The sequence below is a fragment of the Photorhabdus viridis genome, assembly GCF_040256935.1.
Lineage (GTDB): Bacteria > Pseudomonadota > Gammaproteobacteria > Enterobacterales > Enterobacteriaceae > Photorhabdus > Photorhabdus viridis.
The window spans coordinates 49,792-72,762 of record NZ_JBEJZY010000005.1; the positions used below are offsets into that span (position 1 = coordinate 49,792).

Consider the following 22,971-nt stretch of genomic DNA (forward strand, 5'->3'; position numbering starts at 1 on the left):
CAGATTGTGAACATCCCTTGTGTTTACTTTCTATTTTTCTCAGAGGCTTTATCGTTAAATTTTATGACTTCAGTGATCTCCCAGTCCTTTAACATATTGTTTTTGATATAGAAATCATTTAAAACCTTGAAATACTCATCATTTTCGAGATAACTTTTCGCGTAATCATAATCAGTATCTTTGATGTTATCACTGCTTCTGATTCCACCACTACCATGCAGGATGTCAGCTAAAATGTTGAACGGTATGTTCTTACCTTCGTTGTTGGTCTGTTCCCATGAGATCAAATCCATTAAAGGGATGACTTTGTAATCAAGTATTCTTTGAAAGGTCTTATGACCAAAGCGAAAAGTTCGTTTAGGGGGTTTTGCCGTTTTAAGGTGCTTTTGCCATAGGGCAATCAGCACTTTCAGGTGTTCTGCGAGATCGTCACTGCTGGCTTGTTCCAAGTCAATTTCAATCAGCATCTTGTTAGCAGGGTTCATGCCTCCTTGTTTCAGATACTCAGAGATGTAGTCGGAACTCACTGCAACAGGATCCGTTTGCTCAGAAGTTTCCAGCCGATACATCGCCCGTCCATAGTTAAACAATGAACCTCTGGTCATTGGCCTGACAGCATAGCTATGTGACAGTCTCTGATTGTCTGAAATCCATTCTGATTCAAGTATCGCATCGCCACACTGGATTTTTGCCTCATGGTATATAGCCTGCATTTGATTACTTTTGCCTGCTGTAGCCCATTGCTGCCTTGTTTTGTAAGCAAGCATCCGTCTTTCAAGCTCAGCATAAATTTGTTCTAAGGTGAGATCTTTCAGGCCATCATATCGGCGCACATCAAACCAAGATAAGGCAGCCCTGATATCTTCCATTTCCTTTTGTGTAGTCATTGTTCTTGTCCTGCCAGTTACTTTCACGTTTCATAAAAGTTAGCCCATTCAATATGATAGAGAAAGTGAAAAAGTGGAGCGGGGTTTCAAAATGGTGTGATAACCGACAAGTAACCTTGAGGATGAGCAATCTCGCCTTGACTAAACATCCTTTATTTACTAAACAATAACTAATTGTTTTATATCAATTACTTTAACCTAAATAGCGACAACATCATATTGAAAGTGAAAGTAATGCAAGGTGCTCATAGTTAGATGGTTACGACAACAACAAATTGTTTTTAATTGATATTTTAATCATAAGAAAACAATAATGATGGTAAATATGTTGGTAAATAATAGAGTTGTTTTCACGATCCCATTAATAACAGGAGGTACAGATGAAGTTCGAGTCCAGTCAGAGGAGCCAACTTCATTTCTTGTTTTACCCTCATATTTCCTTTTTGATAAGAAAATCCACCTCTGACTACCCTAAACTTATTGATTTGGCTAAATTTTTTACTAAATATCACATTCATTAATAGCTATTTAACCGTTTTAGCTTTATTATCCATTCCCGGCTTGAATATGCTGAACTCAGCATATTTCCTTCCTATCATATATACTGGAGCCGGTTTCATGACCACTAACTCATATACAATAAAAATCCGCCGCCCTGATGACTGGCACATTCATTTCCGTGATGGTGAAATGCTAAAAACTGTCGTTCCTTATACCAGTCGCTATTTCGGGCGGGCTATCGTCATGCCTAATCTGCTTCCGCCGATTACAGAAGCGGCTAGTGCCAAAGCCTATCGAGACAGAATACTGGCAGCCATCCCCGAAGGAGATAATTTCCAGCCTCTTATGACTTGTTATCTTACTGATTCTACTGACAGTTCTCAGATAGAAATCGGTTATAAAGAAGGCATTTTTACCGCCTGTAAGCTCTACCCTGCCAATGCCACAACCAATTCAAGTCACGGTGTCTCTGATATAAAGAATATTTTCCCATTATTAGAAATAATGGAAAAACTAGGGATGCCTCTGCTTGTACACGGTGAAGTTACTGCTTCTCATATTGATATTTTTGATCGAGAAGCTCGCTTTATTGAACAGGTAATGGAACCATTGCGTAATCAGTTCCCGGCACTGAAAGTTGTGTTTGAACACATAACAACCAAAGAAGCTGCACAATATGTACTGGAAGGCGGTAATAATCTGGGAGCAACATTGACTCCACAGCATCTCATGTTTAACCGTAACCATATGCTGGTTGGTGGGATACGTCCACACCTGTACTGCCTGCCTATTCTGAAACGCAATATTCACCAGGATGCTTTGCGGGCAGCCGTCGCCAGTGGCTGTAATCGCTTTTTCTTAGGTACAGACTCTGCACCTCACGCGCTGCACAAAAAAGAGTCATCCTGTGGTTGTGCTGGCGTATTTAACGCACCATCCGCGTTACCTGCTTACGCAACCGTGTTTGAAGAGATGAATGCATTACAACATTTTGAAGCCTTCTGTTCACTTAATGGCCCTGGATTTTACGGACTGCCCGTCAACGAAGGCTTTGTCGAATTGACTCGCAAATCTTCCACGGTCATTGAACACATTGATTGCAACAATGAAAAACTTATTCCATTTCTGGCTGGCGAAGATGCCCGCTGGGAAGTAAAAATAGCAGACTGACATACACATGGGGATAGCCATCGTCCCCATTAATTTACATGGCCTATCAACCCACCAGCGAATGAGTCAATAATTCCTAACAAAAAACCTTCTTACTTTCACTAAAAAGCATATACTAATAATGACTCATTCAAGAATGAGGTAGTTTGCTCTTAGTCAATGATATTAATAAATAATGCAGTGATCTGATTAGGAGGTTTTATGGGCAGTAAAGATGAAGTTATTCAAACGCATCCTGTTGTAGGTTGGGATGTCAGTACCGTTGATACGTATGATGCTGTGATGCTACGCCTTCACTATTTGTCCTCCCAAGATCAAACACCAGAACATGTCATGGTAGATAGAACCTTATGGTTGACAACTGACATTGCAAAGCAATTGATATACATCCTCCAGGCAGGAATTGAAAAGATCGAATCCTCAGAATACAGCGATCTGAATCATACTAAGCATTAATAATCTCAAGCCCGGACACCCAAATAATTGGGTGTCCGGCCTGGAGGTACATTGATTCACCCCAACCATTTTCTCTGTAATACCATACCATTAGATAATAATTTCGGATTAAGCTGGCTTAACTATCGCAATTGCCGAGTTGACTATCAATAGATAAGACGTTTATTGTGAGTTCGGCCAAACAAGAACAGGGACGTACAATAATGAAAATCTTAGTCGTTGAAAAGTGCTATTACACCCGTTCAGGTATCAGTGAATTTTTAAAGAAAAATGACTATGTTGAAGATATTGAAATTGTTGACTCATCTTCAATTAATGAAGCTATAGATATTGTAGCTCATTTTTCTCCTGATATTGTTTTAGCTAATTTGACTCATTATTGTCACCATTCTAATTATTGTTCTAATTTACAGAAATTTATTACTCTTATAGATAACACACGTATCTACATATACCTTAATAGCGCCTACCCTTACTGTGAAAATCATATTGCACTGAAAAGCAATACTTTTATTTTAGCAAAGAAAAGCCTTCCCTATTTACTTAATAAATTGAGTAAAATAACATTACAGGAAATTCAGAAACATCGAATGACAATTGATGAGGACTGCTCTATTTTCAGTCCGCAAGAGCATAAAATCATCGATTACTGGATGAAAGAAATTCCAAATTACCAGATATCTCAAAAACTAAATATCAGTAATAGTACAGTATATTCTCATAAAAGGCATATTACTGAGAAAATAAAAGTACATAATAGAATTGAACTCTGTTTTATTTACAATGTATTTAAATATCTCTACTGAAAAAGTTATTATCTTAAAAATAAATAAACTGGCACAACAATCTCTGTGCCAGCTATTAATAATACTATTTAGTCAACTGTAATGAAGTAATATTCAATCCATCCTGTAGACGATGCCGGGATTTATTAAATATTTTTGCTCCATTTTCTCGACCAGCCCGACGAACACGCTGTTCCGTTTCTGGCAGCCTAACTTCTTCCCCACATGCTTCACTGCAACAACCTTCAAATTTAGCGGCACATTCCGGGCACTGAATAAACAACAGGTGACAACCATCGTTCTTACAATTAGTATGGCTATCGCAACACGCACCACATTGATGGCAATGAGCAATGACATCATCTGAAATACGTTCTCCCATCCGCTCATCAAATACAAAGTTTTTACCCATAAAACGCACTGGTAATCCCTGCTCCCTGGCTTTACGGGCATATTCGATCACGCCGCCTTCTACGTGATATACATTTTTAAAACCATTGTGCAACATATAGGCACTGGCCTTCTCACACCGAATACCACCGGTGCAATACATCACAATGTTTTTATCCTTATTATCCTGCAACATTTCCACTGCCATTGGCAATTGTTCGCGGAAGGTATCAGAAGGAATTTCAATTGCATTTTCAAAATGCCCGACTTCATATTCATAGTGATTACGCATATCGACAAATAGCGTCTCAGGATCATCCAACATCTGGTTGACCTGCTCTGCTTTAAGATATTCACCGGTTTTTGATGAATCAAAAGTTTCATCTTCAATACCGTCAGCCACTATACGATCACGCACTTTCATACGCAAAACCCAGAAAGATTTTCCATCATCATCAAGTGCAATATTCAACCTGAGATTATCCAACGCAGGATCAACGCCATACAATAAAGCTTTGAATGCTTCCAGACGATGAGTTGGTAAACTTATCTGTGCATTGATCCCTTCTTTGGCAATATAAACCCGGCCAAATACTGAAAACTCAGTAAATTGTTGATACAGGCTGTTACGGAAAGCCAGAGGATCTAAGATATTAAAATATTTATAAAAAGAGATGGTAGTACGAGGCTGAGTCTCCGCCAGCATACGTGCTTTCAACTCTTTATTAGAAATGCGGTTATGTAACACTGGCATGGTGTACTTTCCTGAATTTCAAGTCATAAGATTCGATGTATAAGTGATGGCCTCCGCCACCAAGCGCGTATGATAACGAAAATGATTTTCAACGAGTAGTAATTTGTAACACGGTAACAGGAAATCAATAATAAAATGGGAGGTCTTCGCCTCCCATTGACTGATTATGAAATCCCTCACATCACAAACTATAGGATAAACACCTCAGATTGCTGGCAACTACTGGTTTAACTGGCTGTAGTTTAACTTAACCCTCATTCAGGGCTGGAACCAATCATCAGCACTTTCCCATGTCTCTTGCAGAATTTCCTCAACGGCTTTCCTATCATCGGGAGTACCGCCACGGACAGATAGCCCGTCACTACTTGCTAACTTCACATTGGTTTTAACCTCAGGCCAACGGCGTTTAAGACGGTTATCCAGTTCTACAGCAAGAGCAGGGACAGCACCTTTTGGCAGCTTCTTAGATTTATCGATAGTCACTTCTACATGCATAGTTTTTCCCTCCACAAACAACACTGTTTATACAAACAGTAATATTATCCATGTGAATTGTAAATAGCTTCTGGAAAACAGACAAAGACACCACATATTGACGAAAGAAAGCAGCAGGCAGTTTAGTAGAACCGGCCAGAACATGACTTACAATCGATATCCTAAACATTTCATATCTGAAAACTTCGATATCCCAGCAAAAAGTGTCACAATAGGCGAATTGTTTTGTCCATCTTATTTGGAACCATAAATAACCTGAGAATCCATGATACACGCACCTTCTTTTCAACGCTCACTGCTTCATCCCCGTTATTGGCTTACCTGGTTTGGTATCAGCCTGCTTTACTTGCTGGTTCTGCTCCCCTATCCCATTATTTATTGGATAGGCACCCGTCTGGGCAGATTCTCCATGCGCTTTCTGAAAAAACGCGCCAGAGTTGCTGAAAGAAATCTTGAGCTATGTTTTCCCGATATGCCCCAGGAAAAACGCAATGAGCTGCTAATAAAAAACTTCGAATCCGTCGGAATGGGAGTATTTGAAACTGGTATGGCCTGGTTTTGGCCCGACTGGCGGGTGGAACGCTGGTTTAAAGTTACCGGAAGGGAAAATATCCAGAAAATCCAGGCTCGCGAACAAGGAATTATTGTGATCGGTATTCATTTCCTGACGCTGGAACTGGGCGCCCGAATTCTCGGTTTACTCAATCCGGGAATTGGTGTTTATCGCCCAAATGATAATCCGGTTATGGATTGGTTACAAACATGGGGACGACTGCGCTCCAACAAATGTATGCTGGATAGGAAAGATGTCAAAGGCATGATCCGCTGCCTGAAAAATGGTGAAATCGTCTGGTACGCGCCCGATCATGATTACGGCCCACGAAACAGCGTATTCGCGCCGCTATTTGCGGTAGAACATGTCGCAACAACTACAGGCACCTCTATACTTGTGCGTCTTTCTGATCCGGCAATGATCCCATTTACCCCCCGCCGTCTACCTGACGGAAAAGGTTATGAATTAATTATTCAACCCGCGGTAAACGGATTCCCTAAAGACGATGAAGTGAAAGCAGCGGCTTTTATGAATAAAGTCGTAGAACAGGAGATCTTACAAGCTCCTGATCAATATATGTGGCTACATCGTCGCTTTAAAACTCGTCCTGATGGTCATCCTTCTTTGTACGGGCAGGCTGACAAAGTCCATTAAATATCATTAACGGCTGTTTCTTTATCCAAGAAACGGCCATAATGACTTTCACACACAGATTAATAATCCATTATTTTATTCCAATATTAACGTTATACCTTTTAATCTGATTTATTACCAATTTTCATATAAAAGATAAAAACTAAAGTAGCTAAATAAACACAAAGCTAACAATCAAACAACTGTACTTTTTTACCTTTCATTATCACCCTCAATATCTGGCTTCTGAAAAGATTATTGATATTTCATAGCTATTACTTAATTCGTTACTCTAAAATATTTTTATTTACAGAAACATGAAAAACATAAATAAGTCAATAGTCCCCATCATCACTTTAATCAACCAGTGATAAGAAATGGGATTTCTGTCGAACTTTGCTATGAAAAATGGAATATAAAGTAAGAGATATCCAGTTTGTTAATAAAATTAGCCGAAAAGTATGTTAAAGATATATTAATAAGACAGGACGTCACTTAATAAAAAAACGTAGCTTTTTGGTTTACTCTAAACCAAAGCTAAAAGCGCTTTTTAAAAGCTTGATTTGTTGCACGCACGACACTCCTGGAGTGCAGTATTATAGGAAAACTTAGATGCAATCCTCCATTAACAACACAAAAAACCGAACCTTTTTCGGACATCCTTATCCATTAAGCTCCCTGTTTTTCACCGAAATGTGGGAACGCTTCTCTTACTACGGCATTCGCCCGCTATTAATCTTGTTTATGGCAGCATCCATCTATGATGGAGGTATGGGTATTCCCCGTGAACAAGCCTCTGCTATCGTCGGTATTTTTGCCGGCAGTGTTTATCTGACAGCCCTGCCCGGCGGCTGGCTGGCGGATAACTGGTTGGGTCAACGTCAAGCCGTCTGGTATGGTTCGATCATTATTGCATTAGGGCATCTGTCTATCGCTCTCTCTGCTTTTTTAAGTCATTATTTGTTCTTTATTGGCTTATTACTGATCGTATTAGGTACAGGACTGTTTAAAACCTGTGTCACCGTTATGGTCGGAACACTGTATAAAAAAGATGATCCACGTCGTGATGGCGGTTTTTCCCTATTTTATATGGGAATCAATATCGGTTCCTTCATTGCTCCTCTGATTACAGGCTTGCTGGTTCGTGACTATGGCTGGCATTGGGGTTTTGGTATCGGAGGATTGGGGATGCTGGTTGCCCTATTGATATTCCGTTTCTACGCGATCCCTTTGATGCGCCAATATGATAAAGAAGGTGGTTTAGATTCAAGCTGGGACCACCCTACAGTGAAGCGTAAAAACGTCGGAAAATGGGTCTTTACTGCTGTTATCGCTATCATTGCCATTATTGCTCTGCTAATCCTTGGCGTCATTCCATTCAATCCGGTAGCCGTAGCCAGCACAATGGTCTATGTGATCTCATCCTGTGTAATACTTTACTTTGCCTATTTGTTCCTGTTTGCCGGCTTAAGCAGTAGTGACCGCTCGCGCCTGCTGGTCTGTTTTATCCTGCTGATATCTGCTGCATTCTTCTGGTCTGCATACGAGCAAACGCCAACGTCATTCAACCTGTTCGCCAATGATTATACTAACCGTATAGTGATGGGGTTTGAGATCCCGACAGTATGGTTCCAATCAATTAATGCACTGTTTATTATCCTGCTAGCCCCCGTATTCAGTTGGTTCTGGCCCAGATTGGCAAAAAACAACATCAACCCGAGCAGTATCAGTAAATTCATTATTGGTATTCTGTTCGCTGCCGGTGGCTTTGGCGTGATGATTCTGGCTGCGCAAAATGTGCTGGCAACAGGTGAAACCGTTTCTCCTTTCTGGCTGGTATCAAGTTCTCTGTTTCTGACACTCGGCGAGCTGTGCCTTAGCCCAATTGGCCTTGCCACTGTGACGCTGCTGGCGCCATCCCGAATGCGTGGTCAGGTAATGGGCTTGTGGTTCTGCGCAAATGCACTGGGTAATCTGGCTGCTGGTCTGATTGGTGGGCATGTTCGAGCAGATCAACTGGACAGCCTGCCTGATCTGTTCTCCCGCGTCTCTCTGGCTCTGGTTATTTGTGCAGCAGTGCTGATGGTGTTAATTGTCCCCATTCGCCGCCTGCTTAATAATGCCGATAAATCAGAAGTGAAAACTCAATAATATCGATAGTCAGCATAAAGCCATCTTATGATTCAGATGGCTTTATGCTCTTAACAACAAATCCATCAGTGCACTGCCGTTATGATTGATGGCTTAACTATCTGTTTTACATTCAGTGATTCCGTCTGATATGCATGATTACGTACATCCCACAGTTCAACGGCATGCTGAATATTAAGCCAAAACTCAGCAGAATTCCCCAAGGCCGCAGCCAACTTAATTGCCATAGGAACAGTCAACGCGCCTTTATCATGCACAATTCTGCTTAACGTATTGCGATGAACGCCCATAGCTTCAGCCAATACATTAATTTCAATATTAAGAGGCTCCAGAAACTCACTCACCAATATGTCACCCACAGTTGCAGGACGACGTTTTGTATTTCTCATTATTTATTTCCCTCAGTTTAATAGTTATGAGGATCCAGATATGTATCAACTGCAATACCATCAATCCATTGAAAAATAAGCCTGTATTGCCTGTTTACTCTTATTGAGCACCATCCCCTTAAATAACCATTTAAATGTTCAAAATGGTTTCCCGGAGGGATTCTTAAATCGGCTTCTTTAACCGAAGCATCCAGAATTTGCAGTTTCCTGTATAAAGCGCTCTGTAGAGAAACAGGTATACATTTGTGTGGTAAATCTTGTTCATAAAACCTTTCTAACCACCTATCCCTGAATTCAATCGCCATAACATCCTCGTTGTCTGTATTTTACGCACAATATCGTTGTGCATCAAGTCATAAAATTCTGAAAATATCATTTTGTCTTACGCAGCCTGGCTGGTGTGCAGCCATAATGCTGACTAAATGCAAAGGTAAAAGCTGACTGGGAAGCATAGCCGGAAAGAAAAGCAATATCAGTCAAAGGTTTATAACTGTTAACCAATAAATTATAAGCAAGTTTCATCCGGCATGTTTTCAAATAAGCCATTGGGCTCATGCCAGTTGCAATAAAAAGTTTGCGGTGCAACGTGCTGGGAGATACCGCGCAAATATCGGCCATATCCACCACCGTCATTTTTTCATGCAAACGCCCGGCAAGCCCCTGATGTAATTTTGCTACCAGGGCTGAAGGCGAGCTGATTTGTGGTAACTGAGCCAGTAGTAAACGGGCAACATCGGCATGGCTAGCGGGTAGCTGTGGGTAATCGTGCAGCCATTTAATAAGAGCAAGGGCAGATGCAGGTAATGGTTGCCAGAAAGAATCACTATATAATTGCCCAAACAGTGCTGAAGGTAATTCCAACACTAATTGCTGATTTTCACCCTTAGCAGAAAAACTATGCTTCGCATCCGGTGGAATCATGGCAACATTTCCGAAATTAACAACACCTTGCTGCCCTTCTACATTTAATTCCAACTGCCCGTTATAGCCAAAAACAAACTGCCATAACCCCTGATGGCTATGGCTAATAGTTTCAGCTGAATACCGGCGTAAATGTAATGAAGGTAATTGATGAGACATATTTATTGTCGCTGATTAAAACACACTCCAATCATTCGACAACAAAATAGCGTTATTTACAACAACTTATGACCATTCGGGACAGGAAGAGTAAATTCTGCGATCACCACCGCACCATTTTCATCGACACTGCCGGTTAATAATACCTCTGATTTGACGCCCGCGATCCGCTTTGGTGGAAAATTACACACACAAAGAACCTGACGGCCGATTAATTGCTCAGGTGTGTAGTGTGCGGTTATCTGAGCGCTTGAATTTCTAACGCCCAGTTCACCGAGATCAATTTGTAATTTATAAGCAGGTTTGCTGGCTTTGGCATTCAATCCTGCCGAAATAATTGTGCCAACCCGCATGTCGACTTTTTCAAAATCAGCCCATTCGATCTGTTCCATGTCTTTCTCCACTCAGTATGAAATCATTATATTCACATGACCGTAGAGGAAATTCTTTCGAAAGGCTGTCAACAATTATCGACAAGCTGCTTTTTCCGGTAATTCATTCAATTTACTATTCAAATAGCGTTGAATAGTGATCATTTCCTATCAAAAAAGTTACCTCTGGTCATTCCCCCGTTCTGTTCAATTCGATTAGCTCGCTCAATATCCCGCAGGATTGAATCATTGAACCCATGGTTCAATCCTCCATTGACCCCATAATTAAATCGTTCATTATTCTGCCAATGTTCAGCATATCTTTTTGTTTCTTCAGCCTGTTTTCCCTGTTCCCATTTTTTCACCAGTTCATTATCCGCAGTAAGCTTATCCACATTCAAATGATTGGACTCAAGATTTTCTCTCTGCTTCATATATTCTGCCGATGGCTTATCGTCTGCCGGAATATCACTTTTATAATGGAAATTTAAAGCAAATGCCTGGAAAGAAATTGCAGATAAAATGACAAAAACGTAACGCGATCCTTTAATCATCATGTGATCCCTCATTAAAACCATAACTCCAAACAATTATTAAATAATTATTGTTAATAGGAATCAACAACATTTACGTATAAAAAGTCAGTTATCAATATCAGGTTTACATTTTATTTAAACTGGGATTTTTATACTAACCTGGTAGAAATTAACCCGCAGGTATCTGCGGGTTAATAATCATTAACATGTTCATCAGGAATACAAAATTATCATTTCACAATTAAATAGTGTTTCCTTGCCGATAAGCCAGAGCAACTGCCAAAGATTGCACTAAACACAACGTTGCAGACAGGGAACGAAATGCATCCACCTGCGCTTCTTTAACCACAAAACAGACATCACTGAAACTGGCAAGAGGGCTAATCTGACTATCAGTAATCACTATCTGTTTTGCCCCTGCCTTCGCCGCCCTCTCACTGATCATCAGCGTTTCTTCTGCATAAGGAGTAAAACTAATTGAAACGACAACATCTTCTTGCCCAATTAAGTTAATCTGCTCCCTGAACATCCCCCCCAAACCATTCACTAATAATGGACGGCATTCCAGATGACTCAATGCATAAGAAAGATAAACAGCCACACTGAAAGAACGGCGCAGCCCAATAATGTAGATATTCTTAGCCTGAGCCAATAAATCTACCGCGTTTTTTAAATCTTCAGGGGCTGTTCGGGTAGCCAGCTGTTGCATAGCCTGCACATTAGAACGGGCAAATTCCTGCAAAATATGTTGTGGATCTTCCAGCGGCTCCTGCTCACCATCCAATTCCCTGAATAATCTGGCTCTGTCTGTATAACTGGCAGTTTCTTCTACCATATGCACACGAAATAGCTGTTTCATTTCATTAAAGCCACTGAAATTAAACGCATTAGCGAAACGAATTAGTGTTGATGGAGGAACATCAGCTTCTCTGGCTATCACAGCAACAGTATCAAAAGCCACACTATTAGTATTATCCAGTACATATCGGGCTACTTGTTGCAAGCGTTTACTCAATTCACTATAGCGTGAACGAACTTGTTCTTGAAATTCACTCAAATTCAATGCTACAGACATAAATCCCCCATAAAATTTGTTGCCGGTAATTGTAATAGTTTTACCCTATAAGATGAATCATATTTCATTTTTATAGTTGGAAATGAAATAAATAATCTATTAATTACAATGATTTATTATTGTCATAATATTGATTAACAACTAATTAGTCACCTAATTACCTGTTATTCATAAACATTACTCCGATCACACTAATCGCTTATTGTTCCAGATGTGATTGAAAATGAAATAAATATTCCATATATCTATTACTAAGGTTTCTAATTCAGTACAAACATTAAAATCGGTAAGAGAGGCTCAGAATGGAACAAGTAAAGAATTATGTTAGCGGGCAACTCATCTCTAGTCACAGCCCTCGTTTTTCTCCTGTTTTCAATCCAGCAACGGGAAAACAGATACGTCAGGTAGCACTAAGCACAGCCGATGAAGTTGAACAGGCAATTGAAATTGCTCATCAGGCTTACCGCGGATGGTCTAAAATTTCACCGCTTAAACGCGCCCGTGTGATGTTCCAGTTCAAAACATTGCTGGAAGCCAATATAGACAAATTAGCGCGCTTGATTTCAGAAGAACATGGAAAAATCTACTCAGATGCCATCGGTGAACTAACCCGTGGCCTGGAAGTTGTTGAATTTGCCTGCGGCATTCCTCATTTGCAAAAAGGTGAACATTCCGCGAATACCGGAACAGGCGTCGATAGCCACTCATTGATGCAGCCTTTGGGTGTTTGCGCCGGTATTACCCCTTTCAACTTCCCGGCAATGGTTCCTATGTGGATGTTTCCCATCGCGCTGGCGACAGGGAACACTTTCGTATTGAAGCCTTCAGAAAAAGATCCGTCTGTTGCTGTTGAATTAGCTCTGCTGCTTAAACAAGCCGGTTTACCCGATGGTGTATTTAATGTTGTCAACGGTGATAAAGAGACAGTCGATGTCCTGCTGACTGATCCGAGAGTACAGGCCGTTAGCTTTGTAGGTTCTACCCCCATTGCCGAATACATCTATACGACCGCTTCTGCACATGGGAAACGCTGTCAGGCGCTGGGAGGGGCAAAAAACCACTGTATTCTTATGCCGGATGCTGATCTTGATATAACTTGTAACGCAATTATGGGCGCGGCTTTTGGAGCAGCAGGTGAACGTTGCATGGCACTGTCTGTTGTATTGGCGGTTGGGGATGAAACGGCTGATGCCCTGATTGCAAAACTGCATCAACAAATCAGCAAAATGTCTATCGGCCCCGGTATGATTGAAGGCAAAGAGAATGATATGGGCCCGGTTATCTCAGCCCAGCACAAAGACAAAATCTGTGACTATATCGCCAGTGGCGAAAAACAGGGGGCCAGCCTATTGATCGATGGCCGTCAACTCAACGTTCCCGGTTATGAAAATGGTTATTTTATCGGCCCGACGCTGTTTGATAACGTCACGCCAGAGATGAAAATATATCAGGAAGAGATTTTCGGCCCAGTCCTAGCCATTGTTCGTGTACCTGATTATGCCACCGCACTAACGTTAATTAATCACCATCAGTATGGTAACGGGACCGCCATATTCACCTGCGATGGAGAAACCGCCCGCCAATTCAGCGAAGATGTACAGGCCGGGATGGTCGGCATTAATGTCCCAATTCCGGTACCTATGGCATTCCACAGCTTTGGTGGCTGGAAACGTTCGATTTTTGGTCCACTTAACGTTCATGGCAATGATGGTGTTCGTTTCTACACTCGCATGAAAACAGTTACCAGCCGTTGGCCGGAAAGTATCAGGTTAGAACATCATTCCAGCAGTTTTATCATGCCAACGATGGAATAAAGTGGAGCTCGGTGAAATGAACAAATCAACAATGACAACCGCTCAGGCATTGGTGAAATTCCTGAATCAACAATATGTGGAAGTCGATGGTGAACAATACCCATTCATCAGAGGCGTTTTTACCATTTTCGGTCATGGTAATGTTGTCGGATTAGGGCAAGCACTGGAGCAAGATCCCGGTCACTTAATAGTTTACCAAGGATGCAATGAGCAAGGCATGGCTCATATCGCAACCGGCTTTGCTAAACAGAAAAAGCGCAAACAGATTTTCGCCGTGACCTCATCTGTCGGCCCTGGCTCCGCCAATATGGTAACGGCCGCCGCAACCGCCACAGCTAACCGGATCCCGTTGTTGCTATTACCCGGTGATCTATTCGCCTGCCGCCAGCCTGATCCGGTCTTACAGCAAGTTGAACAATTCCATGACTATACTATCAGCACAAATGACTGTTTCCGCCCTGTTTCCCGTTACTGGGATCGTATCTCCAGACCAGAACAACTTATGAGCGCGATGATTAATGCCATGCGGGTTCTGACCGATCCCGCTGATACAGGCGCTGTCACAATTTGTCTACCGCAAGATGTTCAAGGCGAAATTTGGGATTTTCCGGACTATTTCTTCCAAAAACGGCTTCATCGTATTGAACGCCGCCCGGCATCTGTCGCCATGATCAACGATGCGGCGACATTAATAAGCCGCAAGAAAAAACCCTTGTTAATCTGCGGCGGCGGCGTGCGCTATTCAGAAGCACATGAAGCTTTCCGTCAGTTCGCAGAAAACTTCAATATCCCTTTTGCTGAAACACAGGCAGGTAAAAGTGCTGTGGTTGCTGACCATCCACTTAATTGTGGTGGTTTAGGAGCAACAGGCTGTCTTGCAGCCAACCTGATAGCCAAAGAAGCCGATTTGATTATTGGTGTCGGCACCCGGTTTACTGATTTCACCACCGCATCCAAATCTCTGTTTCAGAATCCAGATGTTGAATTTCTCACTATCAACGTCGCGGAATTCGACGCCTGTAAACTGGATGCAGTGCCTGTCGTAGCAGATGTCCGAGCAGGATTAAATACTATTGCAGAGCAGCTTATTCAATCGGGTTATCGCAGTGGTTATCAGGATGAAATTTCTCAAGCACGGGAAATGTGGCGAAAAGAGTTAAATCGCCTGTTCGAAATTCAGTATCAGGCAGGTTTTACTCCAGAAATTCCCGGTCATCTTGATGATAAATTGGAAGAATACAGCCAGACATTACAAACCCGCCTGACACAAACCAGGGTATTGGGATTACTGGATAAACACCTTGAACCCGAAGCAATTATTGTTGGTGCGGCCGGTTCCCTACCCGGCGATTTACAGCGGATATGGCAACCTAAACAACCGGATACCTACCATCTTGAGTACGGCTATTCCTGTATGGGCTATGAGATAGCCGCAGCTATTGGCGCCAAACTCGCCTGCCCCGACCAACCCGTTTATGCCATAGCGGGTGATGGCTCTTATATGATGCTTCATTCGGAGTTGCAAACCGCGGTACAGGAAAATATCAAGATCACCGTATTGCTGTTTGATAACGCGGGATTCGGCTGTATCAACAACCTGCAAATGAACCAAGGGATGGGCAGCTTTGGCACAGAAAACCGTTACCGGAACCCAGAAAGTGGTTACATGGATGGAAAACTGATTAAAGTCGATTTTGCCAAAAATGCAGAAAGCTACGGCTGCAAAAGTTACAGCGCTCACGACGAACAGCAACTTTTTTACGCATTACAAGAAGCCAGAAAACAGACCGTACCCGTGTTGATAGATATTAAAGTGCTGCCTAAAACCATGACACATGGCTATGAATCATGGTGGCGAGTAGGAACGGCACAGGTAGCCGAGAATCCAGCTATAGAATCTGCATCAAAGAAAATGCAGGAGATGATTGCAACCAAAATACGTCAGTATTAAAAAAGTTGACGGCCTGCCGCCTGGCAGGCCACTTTTCCTAATGACTTCCGCTCCTATTTTTGAAATTTTTATTTCGAAAATGAATTGCTTTATCCTGTTATCCAATCTTTATGTTAAACGTAGCAATAACTTAATCAAATCGATAGTTTCATTTGTTTTTAAAGGAAAAATAGTTTATTCCGGCCAGTATGAATCTTACTTTACGTGATCTAATTAACACAAATTTAATATCGTAATTACAAAATGCTATCCGACACGCAAAAACATAATTTCCAAATATAGTTAAATTGAAATAAATGTTTTATTTGATATATTCCTGAATATCCCAACAGCAGTACCCAGGTATCAAGGAGCATCTATGTTTAACATTGCATTATTTGGCGCCGGGCGTATTGGTCAGGTACATGCGGAGAATATCGCGAATCATAAAGAAACCTGCCTTTATTCCGTTATCGATCCAAACCAAGAGAGTGCTGAATCTTTAGCACGGAAATACCAGACAAAAGTACAAGCCATTGAACAGGCAATATCTGATCCGGAAGTTCATGGTGTTCTTATTGCTTCAGCAACCGACACTCATGCAGATCTCATCGAACTCGCAGCAAAACATCACAAAAAAATCTTCTGTGAAAAACCGGTTCACCTTGATATTGAACGTGTTCATCACTGTCTTGAAACCGTTAAACAGTATCAAGTCCCCTTATTTATTGGCTTTAACCGTCGCTACGATCCGCAATTCCGCCGGTTAAAAACACTGTTTGACACCAGCGCGATAGGAAAAGCCGAATCTCTGTTGATTACTTCCCGTGATCCCTCTCCTCCCTCTGCTGAATACGCCAAAATCTCTGGTGGAATGTTCCGGGATATGACAATACATGACTTCGATATGGCACGTTTTATTATCGGTGAAGAGCCATGCTCAATATATGCCCAAGGCAGTAATCTGGTTGATCCAGCAATTGGGCAAGCGGGTGATATCGACACCGCTTTTATCATTATGAAATTCCCATCAGGGGCAATGGCAGCCATTACTAACAGCCGCCGCTCCGGTTATGGCTATGACCAGCGGATTGAACTACATGGTGAAAAAGGGTTGCTTAGTGCCGGCAACATCAAAGAAAACAGTGTTGAACTCTGGGAAAACACCGGCTGTTTAGCAGCTAAACCGGAGCACTTCTTCCTGCAACGTTACCGGGAAGCCTACATTGCTGAATGGGATCATTTCGTCAATGTCATGGCTGGCCGCGCCATACCAGAATGCAGTGGTTTTGACGGCGAACAGGCACTCTATCTGGCAGATAAAGCTCTTGAATCCCTGCACTCCGGTAAAGAAATGAAATTATAAAACAGGCCCACGCCTGAATAACTGACTCACAATTTATTTTCACAATAAAAACGGGAAAACACCCTTTCCCGTTAGCACATTGCTGCCTGAAAACCGTAAATCAGGCGTGGAGGATAGTATGCTCGCTTTTCTCTCATTTATTGGATTTACCTTATTAGTCGCTGGTTTTGCTTATTACAAAACACATAATGCCCGTCTGACAGAATCAACTGAAGGTTATTTTCTTGGTGGTCGTTCTCTCACCGGTATTTATATCGGTAGCTCTATGTTGCTGATGAACCTTTCTACAGAACATTTAGTCGGTTTGAATGGATTAGCATTCCGAACCGGATTTATCGTCATGGCCTGGGAAGTAATAGCCGCTATTACCATTGTTTTATTTGCTCTTTATTTCCTGCCTAAATATCTGAAACTTGGCATTTCAACCATTCCGGAATATCTTGAACGCCGGTTTGACCAAAATACCCTGCTTATCACCTCAATACTGTTCCTGGCTATGTATGTCATTTCACTGCTGCCAATTGTGCTGTATACCGGTGCGATCGCATTGGAAAGTCTATTCCAGATTTCAAATATATTCAGTGTCGATAAAACCACAGCATTATGGATTATGGTTTGGGGCGTCGGTGGATTAGGCGCTATTTACGCTATTTTTGGTGGTATTAAAGCGATTGCCGTCGCGGATACTATTAACGGAGTCGGCTTAATCGTTGGCGGATTAATGGTAACAATTTTTGCCCTGCTCTATGTCGGCAGTGGCAATGCCTGGCAAGGATTAATTGAAGTTTACCATGCTAACCCTGATAAATTTAACTCGATCGGCAGCGAGGATTCTCTGGTTCCTTTCTCCACATTATTTACTGGCTTAATTATTTCCAATATGTTTTTCTGGTGTACTAATCAATCAATCGTTCAAAAAGCCCTTGGTGCAAAAAATCTAGCCGAAGGGCAAAAAGGCGTCATGTTATGCGCCTTCTTTAAACTTATTATTCCATCCATTATTATTCTGCCAGGCATTATTGCATTCCATATTTTCAAAGGACAAATAGACAACCCAGATAATGCCTATCCACAATTGGTACATCTGGTTCTGCCTGAAATATTGGTGGGCTTTTTTGCGGCTGTCGTTGTCGGAGCCGTATTCTCCACATTCAGTGGCGGACTTAATTCATCTGTAACGCTTTTTATCGTTAATATCTACAGACAACGAATCAACCAAAAAGCAACCGAAGCTCAAACAGTCGCGGTCAGTAAATATCTGGGGCTTGGATTGGCTTTAACAACCATGATTGTTGCCCCATTAGTTGCTAATGCGCCGGATGGTCTGTTCTATCTTATTCAACAATTACAGGGAATTTTTAACGCGCCAATTCTTAGTGTGGTATTAGTTGGTTTGATGACTAAACGTGTGCCTCCTATTGCCGCTAAACTCGGCCTGTTATTCGGTATGTCCGCTTATATTATCTGTAACTTCATTTTAAAAATCGACCTGCATTTCTTTCATTTAGTCGGTATTTTATTTGCCCTCAATATTATTTTCATGCTGGCTATTGGCTACTTCTTCCCAGCCAAACCATTTGAAGATGTTTATACCGAGCAGGTAGATATTACGCCGTGGTCTATGGTGAAACCTATTGCATGGTTAATTGTTCTGGGATCGATCTCTATGTATGTATTTCTCGCACATAATATTCCCACAATAATAATGGTTATTTATTATCTGACGGCTGCATTAATACTGCTTTATGTATTTTATAAAATGGGTAGTGCTCTGTTTAAGAAACAATAGAAAAATCTCTTCCCTGCAATAAAGGGAAGAGGTAACTTAATTAAAACCACAAACACACTTTCTATATATACCCAATAGATTTCAAGTTGCAGCGCGGCGGCAAGTGAACGCATCCCCAGGAGCATAGATAACTATGCGACTGGGGTAAGTGAACGCAGCCAACAAAGCAGCAACTTGAAAGATGAAGGGTATATACCCGTAATCATTGCAGATGCTTGACTTTATTCGAAATGGAGATCATTATCCTCGCTATGAAAATATTTATTACATCAAAACAAAAAATCAAACTTGAACGTCTTCACGACACCACTCGTAAAGCTAATTGTGCTTAACATTTAGATTAAAAGATAAAATGTTATTCTTATTAATTATTACTGAAAGCAACTATTAATTATATTTGACCTTACAGAATAAATTTAAAAGTCATAAAAATCAATTCCAGTATCAAACAGTAACCTAATTACAAAAATATTATTCTTTAAACAAACTCATTGACAGTATAAGTAACTAATCTATTCACTGAAATTACATTTATTTTTAATGAGAAATAAATCAATAAAATATGAATATGAGTTATTCATTACCTTGAAATTCATCCGTTTTGAACTACACTTATTTCAACCACTCCTTAATTATGAAAAAATTTAATTTTATGAGGAATTAAAAATGAGCGCGGTTTTTAAATGGGACCCAAATAATTCTCAGGTATATACTAAAGACTATGTAACTCAAACTATTTTTCTCAAAAATAATGACACACGAGCTGAACCCTACCCATTCGATAAATTGGGAGGAGCTAATTTTATAATGAATGCTGAAGGAGAAACATTAACATTACAAAATGACACTGATAACATACCTATCTACTGGCCTGAATTTATTCGTCACGATGATGGAACAATAACTGACAGTGGAAAAGGATTAAAAATGAATATATCCGCAGGAAAGTTAATAGTTGACTATAAAAATTCCAGGGATCATACAGTTGCTTATTTGGGTTGTGCTGAGAGTGCTAATTTTACCCTTGAAAATACAGGATCATTAGAAATCATAGATCCAGGGACTGTATTTATGTTTATCAATTATGTCATTCAGGATGAAAATAAACCTCCTAAACTGCTTATGTCAGGAAACAGCGAATTCAAAATAACACAAGAAAAACCAATAAAGGAAGATGTTCCTGCTTTTATATTTTTAGCTAGTGAGATTCATCTTAGTGAATCATCCACAATCACTTTTGAAAGTAACAACCTCTATCTTGGAGACGGAGTTTTCAATTACTGTAATATAAGCATACAAGATAATTCAATAGCAACATTATGTAACGATGGAATAATTCCAAAAAATGATATAGAAAATAAAAAAACAAAATTCAATCTCATGTCCGGTATTCCTTCATTAAACATTCAATCTTTTAGCGGAACCTATTTCCCACTCTATATTTACGACGTAGAATATCCTAGTGGTTTATTCAATTTCATTACTGAAAAAAATAAAAAGAATCTAGGGAAGGTTATGATTGATGTCCAGATGGATTCAAAGAATAACTATGATACTTTCGTCGATGATATATTTAACAAAAAACTCATAACTTATAATACAGAGCCAGATAAAAAATATTTTAACGTTAAGTATGGTTCTGCATTCCGCAAAAGTCATCCAGTCGCAACTATAACAATATCACTCAAACCAGAATACCAATAACCCAAGAAAGTAAATGTAAATGTGTATCCGGTTAGAATTAATTCTTAATCTTTGGGGTACGATATCAGACAAGGTAACGTACCGCACTCAGCTTATAAAATTTCAAGACAAGAAAGCTTATCGTAATGCTTATTCTACCACACCAACACACTCACTATATAATAATAAGATTGGGGCTACCACTCCATAAAAATATAGCCCAAAATTAGCTATATTATAATATAATGACTTTTGAGAAAAACTAGAGCCTTTATGAAAGCTATTGAAAATAAAACAAGTGTGGTAATATCAGACTCACTTATTTCGAGAACTATACATCATCACTTCAGGTATCAGGAAATATGCAATAACATTAAATTAAGGCTACACTGAAGTATAGCCTTAAACAAAGAATTAAAAATCACCGAACTAATCAAGAAATCATACAGATTTTTACTTATGATTTTACGAAAAAATTATTCTAGCTTAATGGCTGTTTATAATGTACTAAAAAAATAGTTACTCCAATCTAAAAATTGACTTTTCCTCTGCTAATACATTCTTAATCTGATCTTATCCTTACTAGTAGGATCCAATGTACACATCAATGTCTTCTTACCACCACCTGTACTATTACCCGGAACGTCACTACATTTTGATATGTCAAATTTCTCATTAATCTTAGTAATACTATACTTAATGACGCCATCAGAACTTCTTGAGTCTTGGAACAACCAAATATGCCTATCATTATCACAATCATTATTCACTGAATAACTAGTGAGCAAAATTGGCTGAATAGTAGTACTATACAAACCTATCTTCGGAATCAACAAATTTGCATCAACCCATACATGCATGTCATCAATATGATGTGGTAGTTTATGAGAATTAAAGTGATCCGGAGGTGTTTGAGTCACGTTCATCATATTTTTGCCAAGGAAATTATGAACATTTCCAATAAGCGTATTGACTGATGAATCAAGAAGTTTTTGTAACTCTACAATATCATTCATTTTCTCTATCATTTCATTCACCTATATTATTAATAAATTAAAAGGTATAATAAGATTTTGAATAACACCAATCTTTGCATTCAAAAACACAATATAAATTCAAAATTAATTAAATCGATGAACTAATCTCTGAGCACCTCCTTTAATTTTATTTCTAGTAGTAAACTTTCTCTTCTATTCCAAGAAAGCGTTACCATTTTTATTTATCATGTTACGTTGCTAATTAAATATAGCCAAAGTTCTACGCCTTTCCACTAAACTTTAAAATTATTTCATGATACCGTATCCATCTTCACATTAAGACATTAAAAACCACAAAACAATTTACATTAAAAAACAAAATCAGTTAATTATTCCTCTGTGAATGCCAAAAAACAATATAAAACAGAATAATATCATGCTCATGCTTATTATTATTTCATAATAAAATTAACCATCCTAAAATCATTACACTCAGGTGTATTCGCAATTAATTTTGCGATTATTGTAATATTTACAATGTATTATAATATCCAGCATATGTTTCCCTAATAAAATTCCCTTCAGAGAATCACTTCATTTGACAATCTATAATAAGGCGCAAGGGAATCAGAGATTTTCTTTTTTGAGATCTAAATCACATATAGGCAAACCGATTAGTTCAATCAATTATCTTAATTGTCTATATGACAAGAAATAAGATAACAAAACAATATAAGCTTTCTATTCCCTATAGAACTTACACCTTTGTTCTGCAATTGAAAAATTATAAGGTTACTAATTTTTATAAAAAATCACACAACTTCATGATAATTCAAATATAGCGGAAAAACGCCACTCACAGAGAGTATAATTTTCATATTGAAATTAATATCGTCTTCATATTGTAACCAATTACACTAATACCCCTACAGACACATCCATCCTGACACAGGATTTTCACCTATCATTATTTTCTCAATTACAAAGAATTGTTTATCAACTTAAGTAACTTTCTTCACCGATTATGATCGAGCAAATATGCATTTACACAACATTATTCAGTTAGCAGGTAGTAATAACCACTCCATTATAATATTATGATTTATATAAAAATTTAAAAAATTTTATCAAAAACAGAGAAGAATGCTGATATCAAGTTTCATTCATCAGTAACAAAATCACAATA

At 39.7% G+C, this 22,971-nt stretch carries 20 protein-coding genes; 10 read left to right on the plus strand and 10 right to left on the minus strand.

Translation table 11 applies throughout. The annotated features are described in order from the left end of the window. Positions 1-23: 23 nt before the first annotated feature. Entirely contained in the window at positions 24-887 is an 864-nt protein-coding gene (locus ABR397_RS02985; protein WP_350304407.1) for a DUF6387 family protein, read from the minus strand. Positions 888-1,505: 618 nt separating this feature from the next. Between ABR397_RS02985 and pyrC the strand changes: the two genes are divergently transcribed. The 3 genes from pyrC (at position 1,506) to ABR397_RS03000 (ending at position 3,820) form a co-directional block, all read left to right on the plus strand. Then, positions 1,506-2,558: a dihydroorotase gene (pyrC, locus tag ABR397_RS02990; protein ID WP_350304408.1), complete on the plus strand. Its 1,053-nt coding sequence runs from the start codon at positions 1,506-1,508 to the stop codon at positions 2,556-2,558. Between the two features lie 201 nt (positions 2,559-2,759). Then, entirely contained in the window at positions 2,760-3,014 is a 255-nt protein-coding gene (bssS, locus tag ABR397_RS02995; protein WP_011146095.1) for a biofilm formation regulator BssS, read from the plus strand. A 203-nt stretch (positions 3,015-3,217) separates the two neighbouring features. Continuing rightward, positions 3,218-3,820: a response regulator transcription factor gene (locus ABR397_RS03000; RefSeq protein WP_350304463.1), complete on the plus strand. Its 603-nt coding sequence runs from the start codon at positions 3,218-3,220 to the stop codon at positions 3,818-3,820. Between the two features lie 64 nt (positions 3,821-3,884). On the opposite strand, the gene trhO is transcribed toward ABR397_RS03000, so the two are convergent. Together trhO and ABR397_RS03010 are read right to left on the minus strand one after the other, a co-directional pair. Beyond that, positions 3,885-4,943, minus strand: coding sequence for an oxygen-dependent tRNA uridine(34) hydroxylase TrhO (gene trhO, locus ABR397_RS03005; protein WP_350304409.1), 1,059 nt, complete (start codon positions 4,941-4,943; stop codon positions 3,885-3,887). Between the two features lie 258 nt (positions 4,944-5,201). Further along, positions 5,202-5,438, minus strand: a complete 237-nt coding sequence (locus ABR397_RS03010) for a DinI family protein (protein WP_350304410.1) — start codon at positions 5,436-5,438, stop codon at positions 5,202-5,204. Positions 5,439-5,703: 265 nt separating this feature from the next. Here ABR397_RS03010 and ABR397_RS03015 point away from each other — a divergent pair, with 265 nt between their 5' ends. Together ABR397_RS03015 and ABR397_RS03020 are read left to right on the plus strand one after the other, a co-directional pair. Then, positions 5,704-6,645 (plus strand): Kdo(2)-lipid IV(A) acyltransferase, encoded by a 942-nt coding sequence (locus ABR397_RS03015; protein ID WP_350304411.1) that lies wholly within the window; start codon positions 5,704-5,706, stop codon positions 6,643-6,645. 591 nt (positions 6,646-7,236) lie between these two features. Further along, a complete protein-coding gene (locus ABR397_RS03020) occupies positions 7,237-8,775 on the plus strand; it encodes a peptide MFS transporter (RefSeq protein ID WP_350304412.1) in 1,539 nt (512 codons plus the stop codon). Between the two features lie 65 nt (positions 8,776-8,840). Here ABR397_RS03020 and ABR397_RS03025 read toward each other — a convergent pair whose 3' ends face one another. From ABR397_RS03025 to ABR397_RS03050, 6 genes are all read right to left on the minus strand, one after another. Continuing rightward, the gene (locus ABR397_RS03025; protein WP_350304413.1) at positions 8,841-9,164 is read right to left on the minus strand and encodes a HigA family addiction module antitoxin; all 324 of its coding nucleotides are present in this window, start codon (positions 9,162-9,164) and stop codon (positions 8,841-8,843) included. Between the two features lie 17 nt (positions 9,165-9,181). Then, positions 9,182-9,469 carry a type II toxin-antitoxin system RelE/ParE family toxin gene (locus tag ABR397_RS03030; protein ID WP_350304414.1) on the minus strand — a complete coding sequence of 96 codons (288 nt, stop codon included), beginning with the start codon at positions 9,467-9,469 and terminating at the stop codon, positions 9,182-9,184. 67 nt (positions 9,470-9,536) lie between these two features. Then, positions 9,537-10,244 carry a helix-turn-helix domain-containing protein gene (locus tag ABR397_RS03035; protein ID WP_350304415.1) on the minus strand — a complete coding sequence of 236 codons (708 nt, stop codon included), beginning with the start codon at positions 10,242-10,244 and terminating at the stop codon, positions 9,537-9,539. A gap of 56 nt (positions 10,245-10,300) precedes the next feature. Next, positions 10,301-10,636 carry a tRNA-binding protein gene (locus ABR397_RS03040; RefSeq protein ID WP_350304416.1) on the minus strand — a complete coding sequence of 112 codons (336 nt, stop codon included), beginning with the start codon at positions 10,634-10,636 and terminating at the stop codon, positions 10,301-10,303. A 140-nt stretch (positions 10,637-10,776) separates the two neighbouring features. Continuing rightward, positions 10,777-11,172, minus strand: coding sequence for a hypothetical protein (locus ABR397_RS03045; RefSeq protein ID WP_350304417.1), 396 nt, complete (start codon positions 11,170-11,172; stop codon positions 10,777-10,779). Between the two features lie 220 nt (positions 11,173-11,392). Continuing rightward, positions 11,393-12,226, minus strand: coding sequence for a MurR/RpiR family transcriptional regulator (locus ABR397_RS03050; protein ID WP_350304418.1), 834 nt, complete (start codon positions 12,224-12,226; stop codon positions 11,393-11,395). Between the two features lie 302 nt (positions 12,227-12,528). Between ABR397_RS03050 and ABR397_RS03055 the strand changes: the two genes are divergently transcribed. The 5 genes from ABR397_RS03055 (at position 12,529) to ABR397_RS03075 (ending at position 20,829) form a co-directional block, all read left to right on the plus strand. Continuing rightward, the gene (locus ABR397_RS03055; protein WP_350304419.1) at positions 12,529-14,040 is read left to right on the plus strand and encodes a CoA-acylating methylmalonate-semialdehyde dehydrogenase; all 1,512 of its coding nucleotides are present in this window, start codon (positions 12,529-12,531) and stop codon (positions 14,038-14,040) included. Positions 14,041-14,056: 16 nt separating this feature from the next. After that, entirely contained in the window at positions 14,057-15,991 is a 1,935-nt protein-coding gene (gene iolD, locus ABR397_RS03060) for a 3D-(3,5/4)-trihydroxycyclohexane-1,2-dione acylhydrolase (decyclizing) (RefSeq protein ID WP_350304420.1), read from the plus strand. A 358-nt stretch (positions 15,992-16,349) separates the two neighbouring features. Beyond that, positions 16,350-17,336, plus strand: a complete 987-nt coding sequence (iolG, locus tag ABR397_RS03065) for an inositol 2-dehydrogenase (protein ID WP_350304421.1) — start codon at positions 16,350-16,352, stop codon at positions 17,334-17,336. A 118-nt stretch (positions 17,337-17,454) separates the two neighbouring features. Then, the gene (locus ABR397_RS03070) at positions 17,455-19,125 is read left to right on the plus strand and encodes a solute:sodium symporter family transporter (RefSeq protein WP_350304422.1); all 1,671 of its coding nucleotides are present in this window, start codon (positions 17,455-17,457) and stop codon (positions 19,123-19,125) included. Between the two features lie 666 nt (positions 19,126-19,791). Next, complete coding sequence (locus tag ABR397_RS03075) at positions 19,792-20,829, plus strand: hypothetical protein (protein ID WP_350304423.1); 1,038 nt, start codon at positions 19,792-19,794, stop codon at positions 20,827-20,829. Between the two features lie 530 nt (positions 20,830-21,359). On the opposite strand, the gene ABR397_RS03080 is transcribed toward ABR397_RS03075, so the two are convergent. After that, positions 21,360-21,836 carry a hypothetical protein gene (locus ABR397_RS03080; RefSeq protein ID WP_350304424.1) on the minus strand — a complete coding sequence of 159 codons (477 nt, stop codon included), beginning with the start codon at positions 21,834-21,836 and terminating at the stop codon, positions 21,360-21,362. Positions 21,837-22,971 lie beyond the last annotated feature (1,135 nt).

Coding starts and splice junctions, on each gene's coding strand:
- ABR397_RS02985 (WP_350304407.1), bottom strand. CDS start 887: ATGACTACACAAAAGGAAATGGAAGATATCAGGGCTGCCTTATCTTGG.
- pyrC (WP_350304408.1), top strand. CDS start 1,506: ATGACCACTAACTCATATACAATAAAAATCCGCCGCCCTGATGACTGG.
- bssS (WP_011146095.1), top strand. CDS start 2,760: ATGGGCAGTAAAGATGAAGTTATTCAAACGCATCCTGTTGTAGGTTGG.
- ABR397_RS03000 (WP_350304463.1), top strand. CDS start 3,218: ATGAAAATCTTAGTCGTTGAAAAGTGCTATTACACCCGTTCAGGTATC.
- trhO (WP_350304409.1), bottom strand. CDS start 4,943: ATGCCAGTGTTACATAACCGCATTTCTAATAAAGAGTTGAAAGCACGT.
- ABR397_RS03010 (WP_350304410.1), bottom strand. CDS start 5,438: ATGCATGTAGAAGTGACTATCGATAAATCTAAGAAGCTGCCAAAAGGT.
- ABR397_RS03015 (WP_350304411.1), top strand. CDS start 5,704: ATGATACACGCACCTTCTTTTCAACGCTCACTGCTTCATCCCCGTTAT.
- ABR397_RS03020 (WP_350304412.1), top strand. CDS start 7,237: ATGCAATCCTCCATTAACAACACAAAAAACCGAACCTTTTTCGGACAT.
- ABR397_RS03025 (WP_350304413.1), bottom strand. CDS start 9,164: ATGAGAAATACAAAACGTCGTCCTGCAACTGTGGGTGACATATTGGTG.
- ABR397_RS03030 (WP_350304414.1), bottom strand. CDS start 9,469: ATGGCGATTGAATTCAGGGATAGGTGGTTAGAAAGGTTTTATGAACAA.
- ABR397_RS03035 (WP_350304415.1), bottom strand. CDS start 10,244: ATGTCTCATCAATTACCTTCATTACATTTACGCCGGTATTCAGCTGAA.
- ABR397_RS03040 (WP_350304416.1), bottom strand. CDS start 10,636: ATGGAACAGATCGAATGGGCTGATTTTGAAAAAGTCGACATGCGGGTT.
- ABR397_RS03045 (WP_350304417.1), bottom strand. CDS start 11,172: ATGATGATTAAAGGATCGCGTTACGTTTTTGTCATTTTATCTGCAATT.
- ABR397_RS03050 (WP_350304418.1), bottom strand. CDS start 12,226: ATGTCTGTAGCATTGAATTTGAGTGAATTTCAAGAACAAGTTCGTTCA.
- ABR397_RS03055 (WP_350304419.1), top strand. CDS start 12,529: ATGGAACAAGTAAAGAATTATGTTAGCGGGCAACTCATCTCTAGTCAC.
- iolD (WP_350304420.1), top strand. CDS start 14,057: ATGAACAAATCAACAATGACAACCGCTCAGGCATTGGTGAAATTCCTG.
- iolG (WP_350304421.1), top strand. CDS start 16,350: ATGTTTAACATTGCATTATTTGGCGCCGGGCGTATTGGTCAGGTACAT.
- ABR397_RS03070 (WP_350304422.1), top strand. CDS start 17,455: ATGCTCGCTTTTCTCTCATTTATTGGATTTACCTTATTAGTCGCTGGT.
- ABR397_RS03075 (WP_350304423.1), top strand. CDS start 19,792: ATGAGCGCGGTTTTTAAATGGGACCCAAATAATTCTCAGGTATATACT.
- ABR397_RS03080 (WP_350304424.1), bottom strand. CDS start 21,836: ATGATAGAGAAAATGAATGATATTGTAGAGTTACAAAAACTTCTTGAT.